Annotated in this window: 20 protein-coding genes; 16 read left to right on the top strand and 4 right to left on the bottom strand. The window is 64.0% G+C overall.

From position 1 onward, the window contains the following. Window positions 1-8: 8 nt before the first annotated feature. From D0N36_RS13625 to D0N36_RS13575, 11 genes are all read left to right on the top strand, one after another. Window positions 9-1,106 carry a DivIVA domain-containing protein gene (locus tag D0N36_RS13625; protein ID WP_116942347.1) on the top strand — a complete coding sequence of 366 codons (1,098 nt, stop codon included), beginning with the start codon at window positions 9-11 and terminating at the stop codon, window positions 1,104-1,106. A 148-nt stretch (window positions 1,107-1,254) separates the two neighbouring features. After that, window positions 1,255-1,614 carry a dihydroneopterin aldolase gene (gene folB, locus D0N36_RS13620; RefSeq protein WP_116942346.1) on the top strand — a complete coding sequence of 120 codons (360 nt, stop codon included), beginning with the start codon at window positions 1,255-1,257 and terminating at the stop codon, window positions 1,612-1,614. Window positions 1,615-1,853: 239 nt separating this feature from the next. Continuing rightward, the gene (locus tag D0N36_RS13615; protein WP_116942345.1) at window positions 1,854-2,390 is read left to right on the top strand and encodes an RNA polymerase sigma factor; all 537 of its coding nucleotides are present in this window, start codon (window positions 1,854-1,856) and stop codon (window positions 2,388-2,390) included. A 14-nt stretch (window positions 2,391-2,404) separates the two neighbouring features. Next, a complete protein-coding gene (locus D0N36_RS13610; protein ID WP_116942344.1) occupies window positions 2,405-3,280 on the top strand; it encodes a HEAT repeat domain-containing protein in 876 nt (291 codons plus the stop codon). A 129-nt stretch (window positions 3,281-3,409) separates the two neighbouring features. Next, on the top strand, window positions 3,410-4,177 hold the full coding sequence (locus D0N36_RS13605) for a DUF4097 family beta strand repeat-containing protein (RefSeq protein WP_116942343.1): 768 nt from the start codon (window positions 3,410-3,412) through the stop codon (window positions 4,175-4,177). Between the two features lie 46 nt (window positions 4,178-4,223). Continuing rightward, window positions 4,224-4,958 (top strand): DUF4097 family beta strand repeat-containing protein, encoded by a 735-nt coding sequence (locus tag D0N36_RS13600; protein ID WP_116942342.1) that lies wholly within the window; start codon window positions 4,224-4,226, stop codon window positions 4,956-4,958. 124 nt (window positions 4,959-5,082) lie between these two features. Continuing rightward, a complete protein-coding gene (locus D0N36_RS13595; RefSeq protein WP_116942341.1) occupies window positions 5,083-7,608 on the top strand; it encodes a TonB-dependent receptor domain-containing protein in 2,526 nt (841 codons plus the stop codon). A 195-nt stretch (window positions 7,609-7,803) separates the two neighbouring features. Further along, the gene (locus D0N36_RS13590) at window positions 7,804-8,223 is read left to right on the top strand and encodes a BlaI/MecI/CopY family transcriptional regulator (protein ID WP_116942340.1); all 420 of its coding nucleotides are present in this window, start codon (window positions 7,804-7,806) and stop codon (window positions 8,221-8,223) included. Then, window positions 8,220-8,666: a hypothetical protein gene (locus D0N36_RS13585; protein WP_190242676.1), complete on the top strand. Its 447-nt coding sequence runs from the start codon at window positions 8,220-8,222 to the stop codon at window positions 8,664-8,666. The genes D0N36_RS13590 and D0N36_RS13585 overlap by 4 nt, the downstream gene beginning before the upstream one ends. Beyond that, window positions 8,629-10,716 carry a M56 family metallopeptidase gene (locus D0N36_RS13580; RefSeq protein WP_242478921.1) on the top strand — a complete coding sequence of 696 codons (2,088 nt, stop codon included), beginning with the start codon at window positions 8,629-8,631 and terminating at the stop codon, window positions 10,714-10,716. The genes D0N36_RS13585 and D0N36_RS13580 overlap by 38 nt, the downstream gene beginning before the upstream one ends. 235 nt (window positions 10,717-10,951) lie before the next feature. Beyond that, window positions 10,952-13,537 (top strand): DUF5916 domain-containing protein, encoded by a 2,586-nt coding sequence (locus tag D0N36_RS13575; RefSeq protein WP_190242674.1) that lies wholly within the window; start codon window positions 10,952-10,954, stop codon window positions 13,535-13,537. 44 nt (window positions 13,538-13,581) lie between these two features. Here the strand turns inward: D0N36_RS13575 and meaB are convergent, their stop codons facing one another. Further along, window positions 13,582-14,559: a methylmalonyl Co-A mutase-associated GTPase MeaB gene (gene meaB, locus D0N36_RS13570; RefSeq protein WP_116942337.1), complete on the bottom strand. Its 978-nt coding sequence runs from the start codon at window positions 14,557-14,559 to the stop codon at window positions 13,582-13,584. A gap of 240 nt (window positions 14,560-14,799) precedes the next feature. On the opposite strand from meaB, the gene D0N36_RS13565 reads away from it, so the two are divergent. Further along, window positions 14,800-16,194, top strand: coding sequence for a DUF5723 family protein (locus D0N36_RS13565; protein WP_147320892.1), 1,395 nt, complete (start codon window positions 14,800-14,802; stop codon window positions 16,192-16,194). A 74-nt stretch (window positions 16,195-16,268) separates the two neighbouring features. Here D0N36_RS13565 and D0N36_RS13560 read toward each other — a convergent pair whose 3' ends face one another. The 3 genes from D0N36_RS13560 to D0N36_RS13550 all read right to left on the bottom strand — a co-directional run bounded on the left by D0N36_RS13560 (window position 16,269) and on the right by D0N36_RS13550 (window position 18,841). Further along, window positions 16,269-17,345, bottom strand: coding sequence for a TolB family protein (locus D0N36_RS13560; RefSeq protein ID WP_242478917.1), 1,077 nt, complete (start codon window positions 17,343-17,345; stop codon window positions 16,269-16,271). A 132-nt stretch (window positions 17,346-17,477) separates the two neighbouring features. Continuing rightward, window positions 17,478-18,044 carry an NUDIX hydrolase gene (locus tag D0N36_RS13555; protein WP_116942334.1) on the bottom strand — a complete coding sequence of 189 codons (567 nt, stop codon included), beginning with the start codon at window positions 18,042-18,044 and terminating at the stop codon, window positions 17,478-17,480. A gap of 32 nt (window positions 18,045-18,076) precedes the next feature. Beyond that, entirely contained in the window at window positions 18,077-18,841 is a 765-nt protein-coding gene (locus D0N36_RS13550) for a L,D-transpeptidase family protein (protein WP_116942333.1), read from the bottom strand. 122 nt (window positions 18,842-18,963) lie between these two features. On the opposite strand from D0N36_RS13550, the gene D0N36_RS13545 reads away from it, so the two are divergent. The 4 genes from D0N36_RS13545 to D0N36_RS13530 all read left to right on the top strand — a co-directional run. Then, window positions 18,964-19,914: an alpha/beta hydrolase gene (locus D0N36_RS13545; protein ID WP_116942332.1), complete on the top strand. Its 951-nt coding sequence runs from the start codon at window positions 18,964-18,966 to the stop codon at window positions 19,912-19,914. Window positions 19,915-19,936: 22 nt separating this feature from the next. Continuing rightward, on the top strand, window positions 19,937-20,470 hold the full coding sequence (locus D0N36_RS13540; RefSeq protein ID WP_199798340.1) for a DUF4174 domain-containing protein: 534 nt from the start codon (window positions 19,937-19,939) through the stop codon (window positions 20,468-20,470). 67 nt (window positions 20,471-20,537) lie between these two features. Next, window positions 20,538-21,200 (top strand): DUF2461 domain-containing protein, encoded by a 663-nt coding sequence (locus D0N36_RS13535; RefSeq protein WP_116942331.1) that lies wholly within the window; start codon window positions 20,538-20,540, stop codon window positions 21,198-21,200. A 215-nt stretch (window positions 21,201-21,415) separates the two neighbouring features. Further along, window positions 21,416-22,417 (top strand): NAD(P)/FAD-dependent oxidoreductase (locus tag D0N36_RS13530; RefSeq protein ID WP_116942330.1); only part of this gene is annotated, 1,002 nt, incomplete at its 3' end.

Raw genomic sequence — 22,417 nt, 5'->3', positions numbered from 1 at the left:
TTCTCAAAATGAAAATTACCGCCCTCGATATCCGGCAGCAAACCTTTGGAAAAGCCCTTCGTGGGCTGGATAAGGACGAAGTGCAGGCCTTTTTACAGACCGTTTCGCAGCAGTGGGAGCGGATGGGCGACGAAAACCGGGAACTGCGCCTCAAGCTGGAGCACGCCACCCAGGACGTGAGCAAGATGCGCGAGGTGGAAACCAGCCTCTACCGCACCCTCAAAACGGCCGAGGATACCAGCAACAGCATCACCGAGCAGGCCCAGCGCGACGCCGACCTGCGCATCCGGGAGGCCCAACTGCAGGCCGAGGAGCTGCTAGCCGGTGCCCGCCAGAAGGCCCGCGCCGTGGTGGAGGACGCCTACCAGCAGGCCGAGCGCACGGTGGCCGACATGAAAAAGGAGGCCAACGCGCTGGGCCAGGAGTGCCAACGACTCGAAAACCTGCTCGACGGCCTCACCCGCGACCTGCACCATTTGGCTTCCGATGCGCTGGATAAAGTGGAAAAAGCCCGCACCCGGCCCAAATCCGGCGCGGCGGCCATCCTTTCGAGGGCGGCCAGCGTAAAGGTGAACCGGCCGCCCGCGGCCGACGAACCTTCCACTTCTGACGCTTCTGCCATGTACGTTTCCACCGCCGCTACCGCTTCGGCCGCTGCTATTGCCGCCCCGGCCGCGGCCCGCTTTGAACCAGCCGCCACCAACGGGTCGGCCGAAAGCCGCGCCACCCAGCCTGCCACTACTGGCTACAACCCCAAGCCCGGCCAGCAGCCCGACCCCAGCCAGGAGCCCGAGCGCCCCACCGGTCCCACCGGCCCCGACCAGCAGCCCGGCCCCGAGATTGAGCGCCCCGGAGCCCCAGCCGAAACCCCGGCATCTCGCCCGCGCCCCGCATCGACCCGCCCGGCCCCATGCGGGTGCCCGATCCAGCGCCGCCACGCGTTGAGCCCCCGGCCCCCGATATCCAGCCCATCGGCCCCAGTCACCCCGAAATCGTCCAGCCGGCGCCCTCCATTCATCCCGGCCAGCCGGGCATGGCGGCCGCTCCGGCCGCGTTGGGCGAACGGTCGTTCTTCGACGACATTTAATCACAGATGTTGCAGATAAAGCTGATTTCGCAGATTGCGGATACAGTTTTTCTGCCCTCTGATTGAAGCCTGCCTCTTGGGGCGGGCTTCGTTGTTTTTAAATGCCTGACTGCGGCTGCTCACCGGAGTATCCAACGCATCATCTCACTACTTCACCACCTCACCACATGGGCCAGATTGCACTTGAAGGCATGGAGTTTTTCGCCTTCCACGGATATTATGATGAGGAGCAGAAAATTGGCAATAAGTATGGTATCGACCTGTTTATCGATACCGACCTGCACGCGGCCGGGACCTCCGACCAGCTGCGCGAAACCGTGAACTACGAGGTGCTGTACCGGGTAGTGACCGAGGAGATGCAGGCGCCGGCCCGCCTGCTCGAACACCTCGGCCACCGCGTACTCGATAGGGTGTTAGCCGAGTTTCCCTACGTGAATAGCGTGCGCGTCAGCGTTTCGAAGTTCAACCCGCCGCTGGGCGGTATCTGCCACCGGGCCCGCATTACGCTGGAGCGGCGGCGGGACTAGGGGCGAAAGGTAGTATACGTTGGATTAGGGGCGGGGCTTGTCCTCGCTCGCCATTGAACGAGGCTGTTGAACAACAAAGCGCTTCCGGAAGGCGTGTTTTTATTCAACGGTTTGGTGCAGCGGCGGGCGGGGGCGAGCCCCGCCCCTACGTCGTTCAAAAAAAAGTTGCGGCCCGCTGTAACGAACAGCCGCCGGGCCGGTACTCCTTGCAACTCACCCGCTAAAACCTGCCCCTAGCCGTGCTCCACATCAGCGACGAAACCTTGATGGAGCAAGTCCGCGGCGACGACCTGGACCAGCTCACGCCGCTGTTCGAGCGCTACCATGGGCTGCTGTTCAACTTTTTGTGCCGGCTTTGCGGCTGCCGCGAAACCAGCCAGGATTTGGTGCAAAACGTGTTTTTGCGGGTGCTGAAATACCGGACCAGTTACCAGCCGGGCCAACCCTTCCGGGCCTGGGTATACCAGCTGGCTCGCCACGTCCATCACGACCACTGGCAGAAAACCCGTCGGCTGCCGGACGATGTGGAAGGCTTCGAGCACACCGCCACTCACCGGCGTGCCGCCCTGGCCGGCATGGCTGCCTCCCAAGACCACGCCGCTTTACAGGAGGCGCTGGGCTTGCTGCCCGTCGCGCAGCGCGAAATTCTGGTGTTGCACCGCTTTCAGGGCTTCAGCTACGCCGAAATCGGGCAGTTGCTGGCTTGCTCCGAAGGGGCCGCCCGGGTAAAGGCCCACCGCGCCCTGGAGGCCCTGCGGCAGGTGTATTTCCAATAAGACTTCTTACTAAAATGCTACCCGAAGAAATCGACGCCCAATTACCGCTGCTACCCGACTGCGCTGCCCTGCTGCCGCTGCTGGCCGACTACGCCGCCCAGGATTTGCCGCCTGCCGAAGTGGCGCGGGTGGCGGCCCACCTGCCAGGCTGCCCCGACTGCCAGGCGCATCTGGCCGCGTATCAGACGCTGCTCCCGCTGCTGGCTGATGTTGCGCCCGAACTGCCCCCGCTGGCCCTGCGCGACGACTTCTTGGCTATGCTGGCCGCCGAGAAGCAAGCGTTGCGAGAGGCGAAAGTTTCAGCCAGCTTACCAGTGGCGGTAGTGCGGCCGTTGCGGCCGGCGGGGGCGCTGGACGCGGCTACGGCCGGCTGGCTGCGCATCGCGGCCAGCGTGGCGCTGCTGGTTGTGGGAGCAACGCTTGGCTGGCTGCTGGCCCGGCCCGGCTTGCCTGCCGAGGCTACGCTGGCGGCCAACCAGGCCGAATCGGCCCAACTATTGGCCCGCCAGTTAACGGCCTCTAACGGCCAGCCCCCAATGGCCAGCAGCCGGATTCAGTTGGTGCATGAGGCGGTGGGCGAAAACGTGCGCCCCGGCGACCCCACGGTGCTCGTGCTCATCAATACGCTCAACGCCGACCCCAACCCCAATGTGCGCCTGGCCGCAGCCGAGGCCCTCTACCGCCTGCGGGCCGACTCGCTCGTGGGGCCGGCCCTGGCCCAGTCGCTGGCCGTGCAAACCGACCCCAACGTGCAGATTACGCTGATTGAAATGCTCGTGAGTCTGCGCCGCAAGCAGGCCGTGCCCCAACTCCAGCGCCTGGCCCAGCGCCCCGACGCGCTGCCCGTGGTGCGCCAGCAGGCCACCCAGGGCATTGGGGTGCTGCTCTGAAAGAGCTATTAGCTAATAGCCGTTAGCTGTTAGCCTCGTTCCAGCGGGCTAAACAAAACCTGGTATTTTACCTGTTTCGCGGCCTGTTATTGACCCCGATTTTTCTCCACGCATTTTCGCTTTTCACTCATGAAAAAGACTTTTTTACTAACCCTGCTGGCGCTGCTGAGTGCCGCCGGCCTGCGGGCCCAGGAATATAAAATGAAGCTCAATGGCGCTCAAATCGTAATTCTGATGCGCAACTCGGAAGTAACCGTTGAGGGCTATGACGGCGACGAAATAGTGATTAGAGGTAACAGTAACAAAGAACCTGACAAGCGAGCCGAGGGCTTACATTCCGTGTACAATACTGCCGTAGACAATACTAAAATAGGCCTGGAAATCCGGCGCACTGGGAATACGGTAAGCATCGTGCAGGCCTCACGTTGGACCAACCGCTACACGATCCAGGTGCCTCGTGCGGCCGACGTAGTATATCGGTCCATGAATTGGGGCGATGAAGACCTGGTAATGCAGAACCTGCGTGGCCGCTTGCAGGTGGAAATGAAAAGTGCTAGTGCCAAATTGCTCAACGTAACCGGGCCGGTGGTGGCCAGCAGCACCAGCGGTGACATTACGGTGCGCTACGCCACGCTCACGCCCGCGCCCAGCGCCATCAGCAACATCAGCGGGGCTATTGATGTGGCCCTGCCTACCGCCACCAAGGCCACTCTCACCATGCGCACCATTTCGGGCGAGGTGTACACCGATTTCGACCTGACCCCACCCAAAACCACCGATACCGGTGGCCTGACCCGCATTGGCGGCCAGGCCACCGGCGGACACTTAAACGGCGGCGGCACATCTATCTCGCTGAAAAACATCAGCGGCAACGTGTACGTGCGGAAGACAAAGTAGCAGCATAGTGCGAGCCAGACATTTTTACACCTAAATCTTACCTCCTATGCTACGCTTTCTCCTGAATTTGTGCGCCGTAGCGGGCTTTGTTCTAGCCGTTGCGCCGGTAGCCCGGGCCCAGAAAACCATCGACAAAGCGGCGGCCGTGGCGGCCGGCCAGACGGTGGTGCTGGACCTCAAATACGGCACGATTATCCGGCTGCGACCGGCCGCCGACAACCAGTTGCGGCTGCGAGCCACGGTGAGAATCAACCAAAACAAGCTAAACGACGCGCTCCAGCTCGACCTGCGCGAAACCCCGGCCGCCGTAACTGTTACGGCGGCCCTCGATAAGCAGGTGCTGGCCCAGGCCCAACCCGGCGACTGTCCGGCCCAGGGCTCTGGCATTACTTATTACGGCTCCTGGACCGATGGGCGCGACGGCCAGGACAGCCGGGCGGCCGTGTGCGCCACCATCACCTACGACATTACGCTGCCCGCCACCGCCACCGTGCGCCTCAACACCATCAGCGGCAACGTGGACGTAGTGGGCCTGACCGGGCCGCTGGAGTTGAAAAGTATTAGTGGCTTCGTGGATGTGAGCTGGCCGGCCAGCCGCGGGGCCGAGGTAGCCTTTAAATCAATTTCAGGCGAGGTGTTCACCAACCAGGAAGTGACTTTCAGCAACCGCAAAGAGAATCCGTTGGTGGGCTACGAGGTGCGGGGTACGCTGGCTGGCGGTGGCCCCCGCGTTCGGCTCGAATCCATCAGCGGCAACGTGTTTTTTCGCAAAAGCCAGTAGTCAGTTGCCAGTTGATTGTTGTCAGGCCGTGCAACGACTGGCAACTGCATTATTTGCTGCTAATCAGGCAACCCCGGCCCGGTTCACGGACTCTTCCCGTCGCTACTTTTCTACTCCTTCAGTCATGCGCCACTTCTACACCTGGAGATTGATTGGCCTGCTACCGCTGCTGAGCGGCCTGCTGTACGCCGCCCCTGCCCGGGCCCAGCAGGCTCCGGCGGCTCCGGCCGCTGCCGCGACTGGCCGCCTCACGGGCATGGTGCTCGACTCGCTTAAGGGCCTGCCGGTACCCTACGCCACGGTGGTATTGCTGCCGGCTGACGCGGCCAACAACAAGCCCGTAACTGGCGCGGCCACCGATGAGCGGGGCCGTTTTGTGCTTGATAAGCTAACGCCCGGTAACTACCGCCTGCAAGCCAGTTTCGTGGGCTACGCGACCCGTACGCGGGCCATAGCCATAACAGCCGGTACTGTTGAGGCAGGCAGCTTCCGGCTGCCGACGGCCGGCACCACCCTGGGCGAAGTAGTGGTAACGGGCACCAAGCCAATAATTGACGTGCGCCCCGACCGCCTCGTGTACAACGCCGACCAGGACCTGAGCAACGCCGGCGGCACGGCGGCCGACGTACTGCGCAAGGCCCCGCTACTGGCCGTTGATGGCGACGGCAACGTGAAGATGCGCGGCTCGGGTAACTTCCGGGTGCTTGTCAACAACAAACCTTCGCCCACGCTGGCCAAAAACCTGGCCGAGGCCCTGAAGAGTATCCCAGCCGAGCAGATTCAGAGCGTGGAGATAATTACGACCCCGCCCGCCAGATACGACGGTGAGGGTACGGCCGGCATCATCAACATCGTGCTCAAGAAAGGTGTCCAGCAGAAGCCCAACGGCCGGCTGAGCGCCAGCACCGGCAACCGCAACAGCGGCCTCAACTCCTCGTTCAACTTCCGCACCGGCAAGCTGGGTTTCACTTCGTCGTTGGGTGGCGGGCTGTGGTACAACCCCGGTGAGAGCCTGCGCGAGCGGACGAGCTTCGATGAAAGCGGCACAGCTACCAGCCTGCTGCAACAAAACAGCGACAACCAGAACAATGGCGGCTGGTACTACGGCTCGGTGGGCCTCGATTTCGACCCCGCCGACCACCACAGCTTCTCGTTGGCCGGCTCGCTTAATGGCTACGGGGGCACTTCCGACCAGACGCTGCGCAGCCGCACGACTCCGCTGGTAGGCACGCTGGCCGAGCAGCTCTTCGTGCGCGAGAACCGTAACCGGTTTTCGGGCCTCAATACCGAGCTGACCGGCACTTACACCCGCACCTTCGAGCAGAAGGGCCGCGAGTGGAGCGTGCTGGGCCAGTACGCGGGCAACCCCAGCACCAACGGCTACAATTTCGAGCAGTACGATGACCGCCTCGTGCCCCTTGACCCCGCTCAGGCCAGCTACCGCGAACAAAGCCGCGGCCGCCAGCCCGGCTCCGAAAGTACCATTCAGACCGATTTCGTGCAGCCGATGGGCAAGGGTGACAAGCAGAAGCTCGAAACCGGCCTCAAGGCCATCTGGCGTAGCACTGGCTCGCTGGTGAGCGTGGACAGCCTGCAACGTGGTACCAGCGAGCCGACCCAGCTGCCGGCCCGCGGCACCAACTTCGACTACCAGCAGGACGTGCAGGCCGCCTACGCCACGTACTCCTTTAGCCTGGGCAAAAAGCTGAGCCTGAGCCTCGGCGGCCGGCTGGAGCGCACGGCCCTAACAGCCGATTTCCGCACCAGTGCCGATACGAGCTTTACACGCAGCTACTACACGCCCCTGCCCAACGGCAGCGCTCAGCTCAAACTCAGCGAGGAGAGCAGTCTGCGCCTAGCCTACAGCCGCCGCATTACCCGGCCCTACATCTACTACCTCAACCCGTTCCGCGACGTGTCGGACCCCAACGTTATCCGTTTCGGTAACCCCGAATTGGATGCCGAGTTAACTGATTCGTATGAGTTGAGCTACAACACGAGCATCAAAACGGCTACGCTGAGCGTGTCGGGCTCGGTGCGGCGCACGGGCAACGCCATCGAGCAGGTGAGCCGGCTACTCGACCCAGTCCGCAACCTCACGGAGCAAACCTACCGCAACGTGGCGGCCAACACGTTTTACGAGCTGAATGTGTACGGCTCAATAAAGCCAGCCAAAGGGTGGGACCTGAGTGGCGGGCCCAATGTGCGCTACATCACGCGCCGGAGCAGCGCGCTGAACCTGCGCCGCGAAGGCGTTACGGCAGGCCTCAGCCTGAATACTTCCTACAAGCTGCCCAAGCAGTTCATGGTGCAGGCCTTCCTGGCCGGTTCGTTGCCCGACCCCGAAATCCAGGGCACTGGCTCGGCCAACCTGTACTACTCGGTAGGAGCCAAGAAAACGTTCTGGAAGGAGCGGGCCGACCTCACGCTCAACGTGGCCAATCCTTTCAACCAGTACTGGGGCTACCGTAGCACCCTGCGGACGCCCTTTTTCGAGGAAGCCAGTGAGTACCGGGCCTACAACCGGGCCGTGCGCCTGAGCTTGGCCTACCGCTTCGGCGACGCGAAGTCGGGCGGCCCCAAGCGCCGCAAAACCATCAGCAACGACGACACGAAAGGCGGCGGCGGTCAGCAAGGAGGACAGCAGTAATTTTTTGAGAAGCTACAAGTCAGGCGCTAGAATCGAACGTCATTCAGCACGGGTGATGACGTTCGATTCTAGCGCCTGACTTGTAGCTTCTCAAAGCAAATACGATTTATTTCGTACTATATATTTGGATATACGATATGTTTCGTATATGTTTGAAGTACGAATAATGTCGTACCTTCTATAGCCTGATTTACAATGACTAGAAAGATGATACCCAAGCCCACCGAATCGGAGCTGGAGATTTTGCAGGTGCTTTGGCAGCACGGCCCCAGCACGGTGCGCTTCGTGAACGACGAGCTGAGCCAGCGCCGCGAAATCGGCTACACCACCACGCTCAAGCTGCTGCAGCTGATGCTCGAAAAGGTGCTGGTGCTGCGCGACGACGATACCCGCACCCATATATACCGGGCGGCGGTGCGTGAGGAGGAAACCCAGGGGCTGCTGCTCGACAAGTTCGTGGACGCCGCCTTCGGAGGCTCGGCCATGAAGCTGGTGATGCAGGCGCTGGGCAACCGCCGCACCTCGCGCGAGGAGCTGGCCCAGATTCGCCGCCTGCTCAACGACATCGAGATTCAGAACGATACCAACTCACCCGCTAACGACTCTGCGCAATGAACTGGCTCGAACAAATGTTGCCTCCGGCCCTGGTGCGGGCCCTGGGCTGGACTCTGCTTCATTCGCTCTGGCAGGGAGCGGTAGTGGCGCTGGCGCTGGCCGGCCTGCTACTGCTGCTGCGCCGCCACTCGGCCCAGGTGCGCTACCGCACCGCCGCCGCCGCCCTAATTACGCTGCTGCTGCTGTGCGGCCTCACCTTCGGGCGCCACTACTACCAGACGCCCCCCCGCCGGCCCGGCTACCACTGCGGTAATGCAGGCGGCCGAAATGGGAGCCGCGCCAGGTGCTGCCGTAGCTGCGGCCCCGGCGTCCCAATTCGCTGGCCGCGCGCCCGCACCCGGCTGGCTGGACTCGTGGCACGCGTATTTCGATGCCAACCTGCCGCTACTGGTTACCGTGTGGCTGATGGGGCTGCTGGTGATGATGCTGCGCTTGTTGGGTAGCCTGGCCTACGTGCAGCGCTTGCGGCGCTACCGGGTGCAGCCGCTGGCCGCCGAGTGGCAGGAGCGGCTAGCCGAGCTGGCCGACCGCGCTGGCCTGAAGCAGCGCGTAGAGCTGCTCGAATCGGCGCTTGTGAAGGTGCCGGTGGTGGTGGGGCATCTGCGGCCGGTGGTGCTGCTGCCGCTGGGTACCGTTACGGGCCTGGGCACGGCGTACCTGGAGGCAGTATTGGCCCACGAGCTGGCCCACGTACAGCGCCGCGACTATCTGCTGAATTTGCTGCAGGCCGTAGCCGAAACCGTGCTGTTTTACCATCCGGGCGTGTGGTTTATGGCTGCCTGCCTGCGCACCGAGCGCGAAAACTGCTGCGACGACGTTGCCACGGCCCTGGTGGGCGGCAACCCGCTCACGGTGGCCCGCGCCCTGGCTGCCCTGGCCGAGCTGACGGCTGCCCCCGCGCCCGTCGGGGTGGGTCTGGCACTGTCGGCGCTGGGGCCCGATGGCTCGGTGTTGGGTCGCATTCGGCGGCTGGTGCAGGGCCGGCAGCGGCCCACGTTTGCCGAGGGCTTTATGGCTGCCTGCGTGGTGCTGGTAGGCGTAGTTGTGCTGAGCACCGCGGTGGCGTTGGCCCGTCCGGCCGCTACTTCGCTGGCCGCCACGCTGGCCAAGCCGGCCGCCGCCCTGCGCCGCGCTACTCTGCCGGGGCCAATGCCGCCGACTGCGGCACCGGCCCCGGCTGCCGCAACCAGCCGCCAGGAGCCGCTGCGCATTCTGAGTGTGTCGGCCGATGGGCAGGCCCGGGCCCGCCTGGGCAGCACCGAAATAAGCTTCGACACTATTCGCAACCCGCGGCTTATGCGTTGGTCGCGGGCCGGCCGCCGCGGCGACGATGCCGGCACGGTCATCATCAAGCGTGATAAGAAGGGCCGCCTGACGGAACTGTTCGTGGACGGGCAGCCGATTGACATCGCCCCGGCCCGCAAAAAGGGCGACCAAGTGGATGTAGTGCAGCTCGATAGCCGTGCGAACCGGACCAGCGGGCCGCCTCAAACCAGCGCGCAGCAGCGCCTGGAAGAGTTGTCGTTGCGCATGAATCGGGCGTCCGTGAGCGGTAATGCCCCCAGCGCCGCCGATGCGCAGGAGCTGTCGGCGCTGGCGCTGGCGGAGGCCCAGCGGGCGGTAGGGGAGATGGATATTGACGACATCACCCACAACGCTTTTGCTCAGGCGGAGAAGGAGCTGGAGGCCGCTGTCAAATCGGCCCGTACCGACGAGGAGCGGGCGCTGCTGCAGGAGCAGGTGGAGGCCATGCGCGAACGGCAGCAGGCGCGGGAGGAAGACCTGATCCAGCAGCGGCGCGATGTCAGGCAGGATATCCGCGAAGCCCAGGAGCAGGCCCGCCGCGACGCGGAGCAAGCCCGGCGCGACGCCGACCAAACCCGCCGGGACGCTGAACAGAACCGGCGCGACGCCGACCAGGCCCGCCGGGATGCCGACCAGGCCCGCCGCGACGTGGAGCAGGCCCGCCGGGATAAAGGCACCGCCGCCCTGCTGCAGGAGCTACGCCGCGACAACCTCATCCAGAACACCAACAACCTGCAGCTCAGCCTTTCGGCCAGCGGCATGACGGTGAACGGGAAGAAGCAGCCTGCCGCTGTGCAGCAGAAGTATCTGCGGCTGATAGAGCAGCAGCAGGGCCAGCCGCTGCGGGGTGCGTACAATCTCAACTACCAGACTTCGGGCGCGACGACCAACGTGGTCGGTTCCCGGATGCCGCCCATGCCGCCCATGCCGCCCGCTCCTCAGGCCCTGCCTGCGCCGCCTCCGCCACCCCTGCTCACTACTGATGAAATCCGGGCTGAGCTGCGCCGCGACGGGCTGATTGGAGCTACTGATAAGGGCTTTCAGTTTCAGCTCAACACAAAAACCATGACCGTAAACGGCCAGCAGCAGCCGGCTGCCGTGGCCAACAGGTACCGCCGCCTGCTTGGTGTAGAGCCCGCGACTGACGGTAAAAGCAGCCGCAACATTCAGATTTCCGTGAGCGAGTAGGGCCATACGCTCGAACCGGCCGCTGCTGCAACGGCGGCCGGTTTTTTTATCCGCAATTTTGCGCGAAAACAGGCAACGGTTGTGATGCCTGCCGCATCTATGGCGGCAGGCCGCCGGCTCTGGAGGCTCAGGCCTGCTTGGCGCGGTAAGGTGGCTGGCTTTTCCGCTTTTTCTGCTGATTAATTTGATCTTTTTACTCTCTCGTCGATTCGTTGTGAAGCCTTATTGTGCCCTGTTGGGTCTGCTATTTTTATTCCTGCTGGCTGGCCCGGCGCACGCCCAGAAGCTGGCGGCCGGCCCCAAAACCGCCGTGGCCGACAGCGCCGCCCTACCGGCCCCGAAGCGCCAGTTTCGGGCTACGCGCATCACCGAAGTCATTAAAATTGATGGGGAGCTGGATGAGGCGGTCTGGCGGGAAGCGCCGGTAGCCACCAACTTCATCGAAACCCGGCCCACCCCCGGCCGGCCCGAAAAGCATGCCACCGAGGTGCGTCTGCTCTACGACGATGCCGCCCTGTACATTGGGGCCGTGATGCACGATGTGAGCCCCGATTCCATCTTCCGCGAGCTAACCCAGCGCGACGATTTGGGCAACACCGACTACTTCGCCGTGTTTCTCGACACCTATAACGACAAGCTCAACGGTTACGGCTTTTTCCTGACGCCCGGCGGCGTGGAGCTTGACGCCCGCTACTCGCCCGCCGGGGGCGAAGATTTCAACTGGAATGCCGTGTGGATGAGCCAGACCAAGCTGCGGGGTAACGATTGGATAGCCGAAATCCGGATTCCGTACTCGGCTATTCGTTTCAGCGACGCGGCCGAGCAGGTGTGGGGCATCAACTTTGCGCGGCAGCGCCAGAGCACCCGCCAGCAGTTTTTTTGGAACCAGGTGAAGCCCCAGGTAGATGGCCTGGTGAACCAATGGGGCGAGCTGCGCGGCCTGCGCGACATCAAGCCGCCGCTGCGCCTCTCGCTCACGCCTTACGTTTCCACTTACTACAACCATTTCCCCTACAACGAGCAGGGCAAGCGCAATTCCAGCACCAGCTTCAACGGTGGGGCCGACGTGAAATGGGGCATCAATGAGAGCTTCACGCTCGATGCCACGCTGGTGCCCGATTTCGGGCAGGTGCAGAGCGATAATCAGGTGCTCAACCTGTCGCCCTTCGAGGTGCAGTACAACGAGAACCGGCAGTTTTTCACCGAGGGCACCGAGCTGTTTAACAAGGGCGGGCTGTTTTATTCGCGGCGGGTGGGTGGCCAGCCGCTGGGCTTTTACAACGTGGACGGGCAGCTGCGCGGCCGCACTACCGAGGCCGATGGGCAAATCCGGCAGGGCGAATACGTGGTGAGCAACCCCGGCGTAACGCGGCTGCTGAACGCCACCAAAATATCGGGCCGCACCAAGAGCGGGCTGGGCGTGGGCCTGTTTAATGCCCTGAGCAACGACGTGTACGCCACCGTGCAGGACAGCACCAGCGGCGAGCAGCGCGAGGTGCTCACACAGCCGTTTTCCAACTACAACATCTTCGTGCTCGACCAGAGCCTCAAAAACAACTCCTACGTCTCGCTCATCAACACCAACGTAACGCGCAAGGGCAGCACCTACGACGCCAACGTAACCGGCGGCCTGTTCCGCTTCGCCAACAAAGCCAATAGTTACGCCCTCAAGGGCCAGGCCAACTACTCGCGCCGCCGGGGCACGGTGTTTGGCTCCGAGGAGCAGATCAACAACCGCGACGGGTACAAATACACGCTTGAAGTGGGCAAAATCAGCGGCAACTGGAACTGGAGCCTCAACCACGGCATCGAGTCGGACACCTACGACCCGAACGACTTGGGCATCCTGTTTTCCAATAACTCCATCAATCAAGAGGCCTTCGTGAGCTACAACAAGTACCAGCCGTTCTGGAAGCTCAACCGCCTCAACACGTTTCTGGGCGTCTACCAGAACCTGCTTTATAAGCCCACCCGCTACCAGAGCGTGGGTTTCTACTCGGGCTTCAACACCACCGTCACCAAAAACTTCTTCTCGCTGGGGGGCAACCTGAGCGGCAGCCTGGCCGAGCACGACTTCTTTGAGCCCCGCCGCCAGCCGCTGGGCCAGTACTACGTGCGCATCCCGGCCAATATTGGGGTGAACGGCTACGGCAGCTCCGACTACCGCAAAAAGCTCGCCTACGACCTCAGCCTGGCCGGTCGCTGGTTCGCGGCCGATGGCGCGCGCACCGGCCGCGACGGCTACGATGTGGGCCTCAGTCCGCGCTACCGGGTCACCAACCAGCTCTCGTTCCGCTACAATTTCAACTGGTCGCTGCGCCGCAACGAAATCGGCTACGCCGGCGGCCTGAGGAGCGGCGAGCCCCAGGACCAGCCGTTTATTCAGAACGGCGTGGCCGACGTAATTCTGGGCCGCCGCCGCCGTATCACCACCACCAACACGGTGTCGGCCAGCTACACGTTCACCAACCGCATGTCGTTCACGGTGCGCACCCGCCACTACGTGAGCGTGGCCCGCTACCGCGACTTTTCGCGCCTGAACCCCGGGGGTGAGGAGGAGGGCGTGAGCTACCAGCGCAACCGCGACAACAGTTTCAGCGCCTTCAACGTGGATGCCGTGTTCTCGTGGTGGTTCGCGCCCGGCTCGCAGATAACCGTGGTCTGGAAAAACGCCAATGCCAGCTACCTGGCCGGCGACGAGACGCTGCCGCAGTACTTCACCAACTTCAACAATACGCTCAACACGCCCCACAACAACTCGGTGTCAGTCAAGGTGCTGTACTTCCTCGACTACCTGGCGCTACGCCCGAAGCGGAAGTAAGCCCGGCCCGTACCGCGAAACGGAGTTGAGCAGTGCGGGCCGTTCTACAAGCCCAGTAGCTCGCCGGCCGCGCCGAAGGCCGATTTGCGGCCGTCGCGCACGGCCTGCTCGACGGCGGCCAGCTGCTCGCGTACTGCGGGTCGCTGGTAGAACTGGGTTTCCAGGTTTTGGCGGATGGTTTCGTGGAGCCAGTGCAGGTTTTGCTCCTGGCGGCGTTGGGTGAAATAGCCGTTTTCCTGGGTCTGGGCCACGTAGCGCGTTACTATTTCCCAGACCGTAGGCACGCCCTGGCCAGTGAGGGCCGAGCTGACGGTAACCTCGGGGCTCCAGCCGCTGGGGGAGAGCGGGTAGAGATGCAGCGCGTTCTGGTACTCGTGGCGGGCCCGGCGGGCAGCGGTTTCGTTGCCCTGGTCGGCCTTGGTGATGCTGATGGCGTCGGCCATTTCCATGATGCCCTTCTTGATGCCCTGCAGCTCGTCGCCGGCCCCGGCCAGCATCAGCAGCAGGAAGAAATCGACCATGCCATGCACAGCGGTTTCGCTCTGGCCCACGCCCACGGTTTCCACGAAAATGACGTCGTGGCCGGCCGCCTCGCACAGCAGCAGCGCCTCGCGGGTGCTGCGCGTAACGCCGCCCAGGCTACGGCCGGCCGGCGAGGGGCGGATGAAAGCCTGCGGGTGGGCGGCCAGCTCGTTCATGCGGGTTTTGTCGCCCAGAATGCTGCCGCCGCCGCGCTGCGAGCTGGGGTCGACGGCCAATACGGCCAGCCGGTGGCCTTTCTCGCGCACCAGATGCAGGCCCAGCGCCTCGATAAACGTGCTTTTGCCCACGCCCGGCACGCCCGTAATGCCCACCCGCACCGAGCGGCCAGCGTAGGGCAGCACCGCATCGAGCACCTGCTGGGCTAATTCCTGGTCGGAGGGCAGCGTGCTTTCCACCAAAGTAATAGCCTGGCTAAGCCGCACGCGGTTGCCGGCCAGAATCCCCTCACTGTATTCGGAAGCAGAAAAGCGTTTGGGCACGAGGAAAGCAGGGTGGAGCGTTATCTTTGAGGCTAAATTGTGGTTCGCATAGAACGTCATGCTTCATCTGGCGTCCGCGTAGTCGAAGCATCTCTACCGCAATGGTAATCCGGACGACTGCCACGAAGCGGTAGAGATGCTTCGACTACGCTCCGTCTCTGCTTGATACGCAGAATGCTCAGCATGACGTTCTATGTGAACCACTCCTGCAAGCTACTTCCCCCGCATCAATTTACGCCCATGAACCGTTTTTTACTCCTGACTACTGCCGGCCTGCTGGCCCTGCCCGGGGCTGGATGGGCCCAGAACGAGCTGAGCAACTTTACGGCCACCGGCCGGGGCGGAGTGGCCACCACGTTTGCCACCGATTTCCAGGCCATCGGCATCAACCCGGCCAATCTGGGCCGGCGGGGCGGGGCGCTGGTGGCGTTTACCATCGGCGAGGCGGGCGCCGGCGTCAGCTCGCAGGCCCTCACGCGGCAGCAGTTGCGCAAGTTCGTTTTTGATACCAACGAGGCCCTCACGCCGGCCCAGAAGCAGGAATTTGCCCGCGCTTTCACTTCTGATAACGTAGCCAATTTCAGCGCCGACGCTACCACGCTGGGGCTGTCGGTGCAGCTGCCAGTGGTTGGGGGCGTGGCCGTCAGCCACCGGCTGCGTACTTCCGGACACATTGGCCTGAACCAGAACGCGGCTGAAATTGCCTTTCTGGGTCGTGATGCGCCCATTTATAAGTTGACGGCGGCCGGCAATGTGCCGCTGGTGACGGAGGCGCTGGCCGGCACCAACCTGCAGCTGGCGGCCCTGAGCGAGTTCAACGTGGCCTGGGGCACGCGCATACTTGATTTGCCGTTGTTCCAGCTCTCGGCCGGGGCCGGCTACCGCTATATTCAGGGCGTGGGCATTATTGATATTCGGGTGGAGCCGGGTGACTTGCGGGCCTACAGCTCCCTCTCGCCGCTGTTTGATGTAGACTACGGCAGCGTCACGGCCAACCCCAGTTTCAACCTGAAAACCGGCGCGGGCCTCAAGCCCGTGGGCCAGGGCCACGGCTTCGACGTGGGCCTGGCCGCTGAAGTGGGCAAGGCCGTGCGGCTGGGCGTGGCCGTTACCGACCTAGGCAACATGACCTGGACCGGCAACCTGCTCACGGCCAACGACCAGAAGCTTAAGAAGCTCAAATCGGAGGGCATCGGCTCCTACAACTTCATCAAAGAAGCCGCTGAAATCTTCGGTACCGGTACCGACAGCCTGTTTGAGTACAAGGCCGGCCAGGAGCGCCGCGCCAACCTGCCCACCAAGCTGCGGGTTGGGGCCGGCGTGCGGCTGAGCGAGTATTTCGAAGCCGGTCTCGACGTCACGCTGCCCCTCAACAACGTGGCCGGCAACCTGACCGCGCCTTTCGTGGGTGCGGGCCTCGATTTCAAGCCCGTCCGCTGGCTGCGCCTGAGCAGCGGCCTGGGCGGCGGCGCGGGCTACGGCCTGACCGTGCCGCTGGGCCTTACGCTCTCCACGTCCTTCTACGAAGCCGGCGTCAGCACCCGCGACGTAGTGGGGCTGGTGGCTTCCAAAAACCCTTATCTGTCGGTCGCCGCTGGTTTCCTGCGGTTTCGGCTGGGCGGGAAAAGTGACTGAGTTGGTTACAGAACGCTGTAGGGGCGGGGCTTAGCTGCGCGTGCGTCGGAATGATAGTTCACTCATTCACCAATTTACTTCGGTTCGGTGATGAAGTTGGGGAGGCCGAGCTTGCCGCGGCGGCCGCCAAGCTTGAGGCCGTCATCCACGTAGCTGGCCTCGGCGGAGTTGGGGTTCTTGATGATGCCCAGAAACGGGTTGTCTTCACGCGAGACGTAGATGTTGCCGTCGGGCGCGCGTTGCAGGGAGCCTACTTTGCGGTTGGCCGACTTGCCGATAACCGTGGCCTGGCCGCTTTTCAGATCGATTTGGTAAATCTGGGCCTGGCCGCCGCCTTCGCCGTTGCTGGAGCCGTAAAGCTTGCTGCCATCGGGCGAAAACTCGACGCCGTAGGCCTCGGGGTAGGGGCCGTAGGAACGCGGGTTGCGCACCTGGCCGGTTGTGCGGTCAAAGTCGAAGACCTCGTATTTGTTGGCTTCGCGCCACAGGGCCAGGGCCAGCTGGCGGCCGTCGGGTGAGAACTTGAGGGCACCGATGGCGTTGCGGCCGGGGCCGGCGTGCATGCTGCCCACGTTGCTCATCACGGGCTTACTCTGCACGCCGTCGGGCGTCACCAGAAAGCTCACGAAGGCGTTGGAATTCCAGCGGTGCGCTACCACCCACACGTCGCGGCCGTTCTGGTGGCGCACGGCGGCCAGCTTCTCGGCCACCGGGGACACGAGCAGGGCGTTAAGGCGCACCAGGTCGCCCAGGCCATTGTCGCGGGTCATGTCGAGGGTGGAGTAGCGCAGGCCGTTGGGGCCGCCCTGGGCGCCGGTGGTGAAGATGTAGAAGATATTGCCGCTGCCCGGGTCGGGCACAATCAGGGCACTTTGGGTGCTGGAATTCGAGCCCATCAGCTTGCGGCCGTTGGGCATTACCTGGTGCTGGCGGTTAAACACCAGCTCGCCGTTGGTATAAAACAGCAGCTGGCCCTGCTTATTGGCCGCTACGGCCGAGCCCTCGTAGGTGGCCATTTTGCTGGTGAGCAGCGGCGTAGGCACGCCGCCATCGGCCGGAAACTGCAGGCCTGCCTGCTGCCCAAACAGCCAGGTGGACTGCTCGCGTTGGGCCAGGGCCGCGCTTGGCAGTAGCCCGGACAGAAGCGGCAACAGAAGGGCGAAACGGAAAGAGGCAAAGATTTTCATACCAGCTACAAACGTAATATCATGCCAAAGTGGTGTGCTGGCAGCAGACTGCGGAAGGCAAACTCGGGCGCCACGCAACCGTTTCCACAAACCCGCTCAAAATGCCCACTCGCCGGCCAGCAGCCGCGGCAGCAGCGGCTGGATGATGCGGTAGCTCGCGCCCCAAAGCGGGTAATTTCCCTCGGGCCCCACGCGGTAGAAGGGCACCTGCCGGGGGCCGGGCCAGCCGGGCAGCTCCCAGATTTCCTCGGTGTGCGTGGCGGGGGCCACCAGGTGGCGCAGCGGAATTTCCAGCACCTCATCCACCTCCGAAGCCTGCCGCTGCCAGGCCGCCGGCCGCTCGATGCGGCCCAGAAACGGGCTGATGCGGAAGCCCGAGGGCATGGGCACGGCAGGCAGAGCCGCCAGCAGCGCCACGCTGGTAGTCGGCAGGCCGATTTCCTCGAACGCCTCGCGCCGGGCCGTGGCCCAGAGGTCGGCGGCGTCGTGGGGTTCGGGCTTGCCGCCGGGGAAAGCCAGCTGCCCGCCATGCACCCCGAAGGCTGTTCGCCGCACCATCACCACCTGCAGCTCGCCGGCTGCGTCGCGGAAAACGGGCACGAGTACGGCCGCGGCGCGCAGGTTCGCTGGAATCGGAAAATCGTGAATGGAAAGCGTTTTCATGGCTGCAAGGTACGGTGCGGGCCCGGTGGGGTTCAGCGCACTACGTAGGTCCCGGCGGCGGCCACCGTCACGGTGGGCAGCTCGTGGTGAGTTTCGAAATGCTGGTAGCCCGGGGCCAGCTCCTGCCAGAACGCCAGATGAGGGCTGGCCTGTCGGCGGGCCAGCTGGTCGGCCGTCAGCTCGAACGGGAAGATGTGCACCGGAATGGTGAGCTGCCCGGCGGCGCGCGCTTCTACGGCCAACACATAAAGCTCCCGAATGCCCGCATCGGTGATGGGCAGGCAGCCGATGGTTTCGTTCGAGCCGTGCAGGAAAATATTGTCGCCGGGGTCGAGGCCGGTGGTGGTGCGCAACTGGTCGGCCGCGTTGGGGTAGTCGAGGCCCAGGGAAAGCAGGTACCGGCTATTTGGGTTGAATCGGTTGATGGTGTAGAAGCCTTCCGGAATCTGCCCGTCGCCGGCCCGACGCTTGGGGCCCAGCGTGCCCGAAGTGCCGGCCAGTCCGAAGGTGCGCAGCAGCACGAACGGCCCCGCGCCCCGGTTGCGGGCCCACACTTCTACCCGCCGCCCTATTTTGAAGGCCCGCACGAATAGCTCCAGCCGTTCCGGAACCAGCTCGTAGCGGCGCAGCAGGGCCCGCACTGGGTTCTGGTACTGGGCGTAGGCCTCGCGCACTCGGGGGTAGCGCAGCTGCTCGGTGCGGAAACCTGGGTCGGATTCGGGCTGCTGGGTGGCCGGGCGGGCAGCCAGGGCTGCCACCAGCACCAGCGCCGCCGACAGAAAGAGGTAATTCCGCATCGGGAAGCAGGTAATATTATCCTCAAAAACAGGAAGCAACTACCCAACGCGGGGCCCGGCCAGACTGGTATATAGGGCCAGTTGAATTGTTGAAGTCGCTATTTCTGCGTACACTGCCCCACATGAAGCCTCCCTACCAGCCCGACCCGCTCGGTTCCGACTTCGGCCAGTTGGCGCTGCCCCAGCCGCCCGACTACGAAGGCCCCGTGCAGGCCGTGCTGGTACGCTACCTGCCGCAGCCCACCGCGCCCGCCAGCGGGGCCGTGGGCTGCGTGCACGGGTTCAACGACTACTTTTTTCAGCGTGAAATGGCCGCGCAGTATGTCGCCCACGGCTACCATTTTTTCGCCCTCGACCTGCGCAAGTATGGCCGGGCCCTGTTGCCCCAGCAGCGGCCCAACAACGAGCGCGACCTGCGCGATTATGATGCCGACCTCGATGCGGCGCTGACCGAAATCCGGGCCGCCGGCCACCCGCGTATCGTGCTCAGCGGCCACTCTACCGGCGGCCTCATTGCGGCCCTGTACGCGGCCCGGCACCCGGCCAGCTTTGCGGCGCTGGTGCTCAATAGCCCGTTTCTGGCCCTCAATCAGCCGTGGCTACGGCGCAGGGTAGCCGCGCCGCTGGCCGGGGCCGTGGGCCGGATGCTGCCCAACCTGCCCCTGCCCGCCGGCCTGCCCGATACGTATGGCCAGAGTCTGCACCAGGCGTATCGGGGCGAGTGGGATTACAATCTGGCCTGGAAGCCCAACCACGTTTTTCCGGTGAACACGGGCTGGCTGGGCGCCATTCTGCGGGGGCAACGGCAGGTGCGGCACGGACTCAAGCTGCCGCTGCCCCGTGCTGGTGCTGCACGCCGGGCGCAGCGCCGCGGCCGGCAGTGGCGGGAGGAGTTCCGCCGCGCCGACATCGTGCTCAACGTGGCCGACATCCGCCGCCTCGCGCCGCGCCTGGGGCCGCACGTAACGCTGCACGCCCTGCCCGACGCCGTACACGACGTGTTTCTGTCGGTTCCTACCGTGCGCGCCGCCGCTTATGAAAAACTGTTTGACTGGCTCGCCCAACTCGGATAATGCCCCTTTTCAACCCGATAAAATGCCCCAATCCGAAGGCCAGTTCGCACGCGCCGGAGTAGCCGCCGGGGCACCATGCCGGGACGGGTTGCGTTGCCACTTCATGCTGATTCGGTTCTTCTGCCTGCTGCTAATGACCAGCCTGGCCCTCGTGACTACCAGTGTCCGGGCGCAGACTTCCAACCAAAACGCTTTGGAAAATTCCCTGGAAAACACCGTGAAAGCGGCCCGCTGGCGGCAGCGGGTGCTGCTCATCTGCGCGCCGGCTGCCACCGATGCCCAGCTACTGGCCCAACGCGCGTTGCTGCAAGCCGCGCAGGCTGGCCTCGCTGAGCGCGACGTACTGGTTCGGACGCTGGTGGTGCCCGGTTTGGCGGCCACCGACCGGGCTTATCTGCGCCGCCTGGGGGTGAAAACGGATGCTTTTCAGGTGCTGCTGCTTGGCAAAGACGGGGGCGTGAAGCGGCGCGATACCGTGCCAGTGGCCCCCGCCGCCCTGTTCGCTACCATCGACGGCATGCCCATGCGGCGGCAGGAAATGAAGCGGGTAAAGTAGGCTGGCCATCAGAACGACGTGTTTTCTGACAAGCGACATCCAACCGTTGCCGCTACCTTTGCTGCTTATGAACCAGTCCGCGCTTTTTAGTTTCCTGACCGACCTCGCTCAACACAACGACCGGGAGTGGTTCCAGGCCCGCAAATCCATCTACGACCAACTGCGCCGCGAATTTGAGGTGCTGGTGGGCCAAATTCTGGGGGTGCTGGCGGCTGAAGAACCCGCGCTGGCGACGCTGGAGGCCAAGAAGTGCATCTTCCGCATCTACCGCGACGTGCGGTTTTCCAAGCGCAAGGAGCCGTACAAAACCCACTTCAGCGCCTACTTCTCGGTGGGCGGCAAGCACAGCATCGGCCCCGGCTACTACTTCCAGCTTGGCCCCGGCGGCCAGACGATGATGGCCGGCGGCATCTACCAACCCGAAAAGGAGCAGCTGGCCCACATCCGCCAGGAAATCGACTACAACGGCCCCGCCCTGCACGCTATCCTGAAAGCGCCCGCGTTCCGGAAGTTCTTTCCGGGCCTCGAAGGCGACCAACTCAAGCGTCCGCCCGCCGGCTACCCCGCCGACCACCCCGACCTGGCCCTGCTCCGCCACAAAAGCTTCGTCGTGTCGCACCCAGTGCCCGATGCCACCGCCCGCCAGCTCAACCTGGCCGAATACGTGCCCGCTGCCTTCCAGGCCATGCGCCCCTTTACCGATTTTCTGCGCGACGCGGTGGAGGGGTAGGAGGGGAGAGGGAAAGGGGGCACAGGATAAAAGAACGGTCATGCCTCATCTGGCGTCCGCGAAGGCGGAGCCGTAGTCGAAGCATCTCTACCGCAGTAGTAAACCCGACGACAGGATTACCATTGCGGTAGAGATGCTTCGACTGCGCTCCGCTTCGCTCAGCATGACCGTTCTTTGTCTACGTTCAATCATCAAGGCCTCAATACTTCCCCCAAATGCCCTACGATTACGATGTGCTGATAGTGGGAGCGGGGCCGGCGGGTACGGCCTGCGCGCTGGGGCTGGCCGGCAGTGGCCTGCGGGTGGTCCTGCTCGATAAGGCCCAATTTCCGCGCGATAAAGTGTGCGGCGACGCCATTCCCAGCCCCGCCCTCAAGGCCCTCACGCGCCTTAACCCCGCTTGGGCTGCCGAGCTGCGCGAGCTCACGGCCGGCCACCGCACCGATATGCGTACCAGCCGCCTCGTGTCGCCGGCCGGCACCGGCGTGAGCGTGCACTGGCAGGCCCCCGCGTTCAACTCGCCGCGCCTGCATTTCGACGATGCTCTGCTGACGCTCGTGCGCCGCCATACTGATACCGATATCCGCGAAAACAGCTCCGTAAAAACCGTAACGGCCGATGCCGACGGCGCGGCGGTGCAGCTCGCCGACGGTACCCGCCTCACGGCCCGTCTGCTCATCGGCTGCGACGGGGCTCACTCGGCCGTAGCCCGCGCCCTGGCACCCGCCCCGCTCGACCGCGCCCGGCATTGCGCCGCCGTGCGGGCCTATTTTGAGGAGGTTGATGATGTGCCCGCCACTACCAGCGACTTTCTGTTTCTGGGCCGCTACCGGGCCGGTTACTGCTGGGTGTTTCCGGTGGGCGCGGGTCGCTTCAACGTGGGTTTCGGCATGCTTTCCTCGGATGTGGCCCGCCAGAAACTCGACCTGAAACTGGTGTTGCAGGAGCTGCTCGAAACCCACCCGCACCTGGTGCCGCGCTTCACCCGGGCCCGGCAGCTGGGCCCGATTCAGGGCTTCGGGCTGCCGCTGGGCGGCTCGGCCCGGCCCCTCACCGGCCCCCGCGCCCTGCTCTGCGGCGACGCGGCCGCCCTCATCGACCCGTTGCAGGGCCACGGCATCGACACGGCCGTTATCAGCGGGCTGCTGGCCGCCGAACACGCCGCCCGCTGCTGCGCCGCCGACACGTTCGACCCCACCGACCTCGCGCCCTACGCC

Origin of the sequence: Hymenobacter lapidiphilus (assembly GCF_003417065.2) — a bacterium.
GTDB lineage: Bacteria > Bacteroidota > Bacteroidia > Cytophagales > Hymenobacteraceae > Hymenobacter.
The sequence above is the reverse complement of the archived record's forward strand: the minus strand, read 5'-3'. Positions and strand labels throughout refer to the sequence as shown.

Excerpts from the sequence above, each read along its gene's own strand:
- D0N36_RS13600 (WP_116942342.1), top strand. The coding sequence starts at position 4,224 with ATGCTACGCTTTCTCCTGAATTTGTGCGCCGTAGCGGGCTTTGTTCTA.
- folB (WP_116942346.1), top strand. The coding sequence starts at position 1,255 with ATGGGCCAGATTGCACTTGAAGGCATGGAGTTTTTCGCCTTCCACGGA.
- D0N36_RS13565 (WP_147320892.1), top strand. The coding sequence starts at position 14,800 with ATGAACCGTTTTTTACTCCTGACTACTGCCGGCCTGCTGGCCCTGCCC.
- D0N36_RS13550 (WP_116942333.1), bottom strand. The coding sequence starts at position 18,841 with ATGCGGAATTACCTCTTTCTGTCGGCGGCGCTGGTGCTGGTGGCAGCC.
- D0N36_RS13585 (WP_190242676.1), top strand. The coding sequence starts at position 8,220 with ATGAACTGGCTCGAACAAATGTTGCCTCCGGCCCTGGTGCGGGCCCTG.
- D0N36_RS13540 (WP_199798340.1), top strand. The coding sequence starts at position 19,937 with ATGCCCCAATCCGAAGGCCAGTTCGCACGCGCCGGAGTAGCCGCCGGG.
- D0N36_RS13535 (WP_116942331.1), top strand. The coding sequence starts at position 20,538 with ATGAACCAGTCCGCGCTTTTTAGTTTCCTGACCGACCTCGCTCAACAC.
- D0N36_RS13590 (WP_116942340.1), top strand. The coding sequence starts at position 7,804 with ATGACTAGAAAGATGATACCCAAGCCCACCGAATCGGAGCTGGAGATT.
- D0N36_RS13580 (WP_242478921.1), top strand. The coding sequence starts at position 8,629 with ATGGGGCTGCTGGTGATGATGCTGCGCTTGTTGGGTAGCCTGGCCTAC.
- D0N36_RS13605 (WP_116942343.1), top strand. The coding sequence starts at position 3,410 with ATGAAAAAGACTTTTTTACTAACCCTGCTGGCGCTGCTGAGTGCCGCC.
- D0N36_RS13545 (WP_116942332.1), top strand. The coding sequence starts at position 18,964 with ATGAAGCCTCCCTACCAGCCCGACCCGCTCGGTTCCGACTTCGGCCAG.
- D0N36_RS13555 (WP_116942334.1), bottom strand. The coding sequence starts at position 18,044 with ATGAAAACGCTTTCCATTCACGATTTTCCGATTCCAGCGAACCTGCGC.
- D0N36_RS13625 (WP_116942347.1), top strand. The coding sequence starts at position 9 with ATGAAAATTACCGCCCTCGATATCCGGCAGCAAACCTTTGGAAAAGCC.
- D0N36_RS13610 (WP_116942344.1), top strand. The coding sequence starts at position 2,405 with ATGCTACCCGAAGAAATCGACGCCCAATTACCGCTGCTACCCGACTGC.
- D0N36_RS13595 (WP_116942341.1), top strand. The coding sequence starts at position 5,083 with ATGCGCCACTTCTACACCTGGAGATTGATTGGCCTGCTACCGCTGCTG.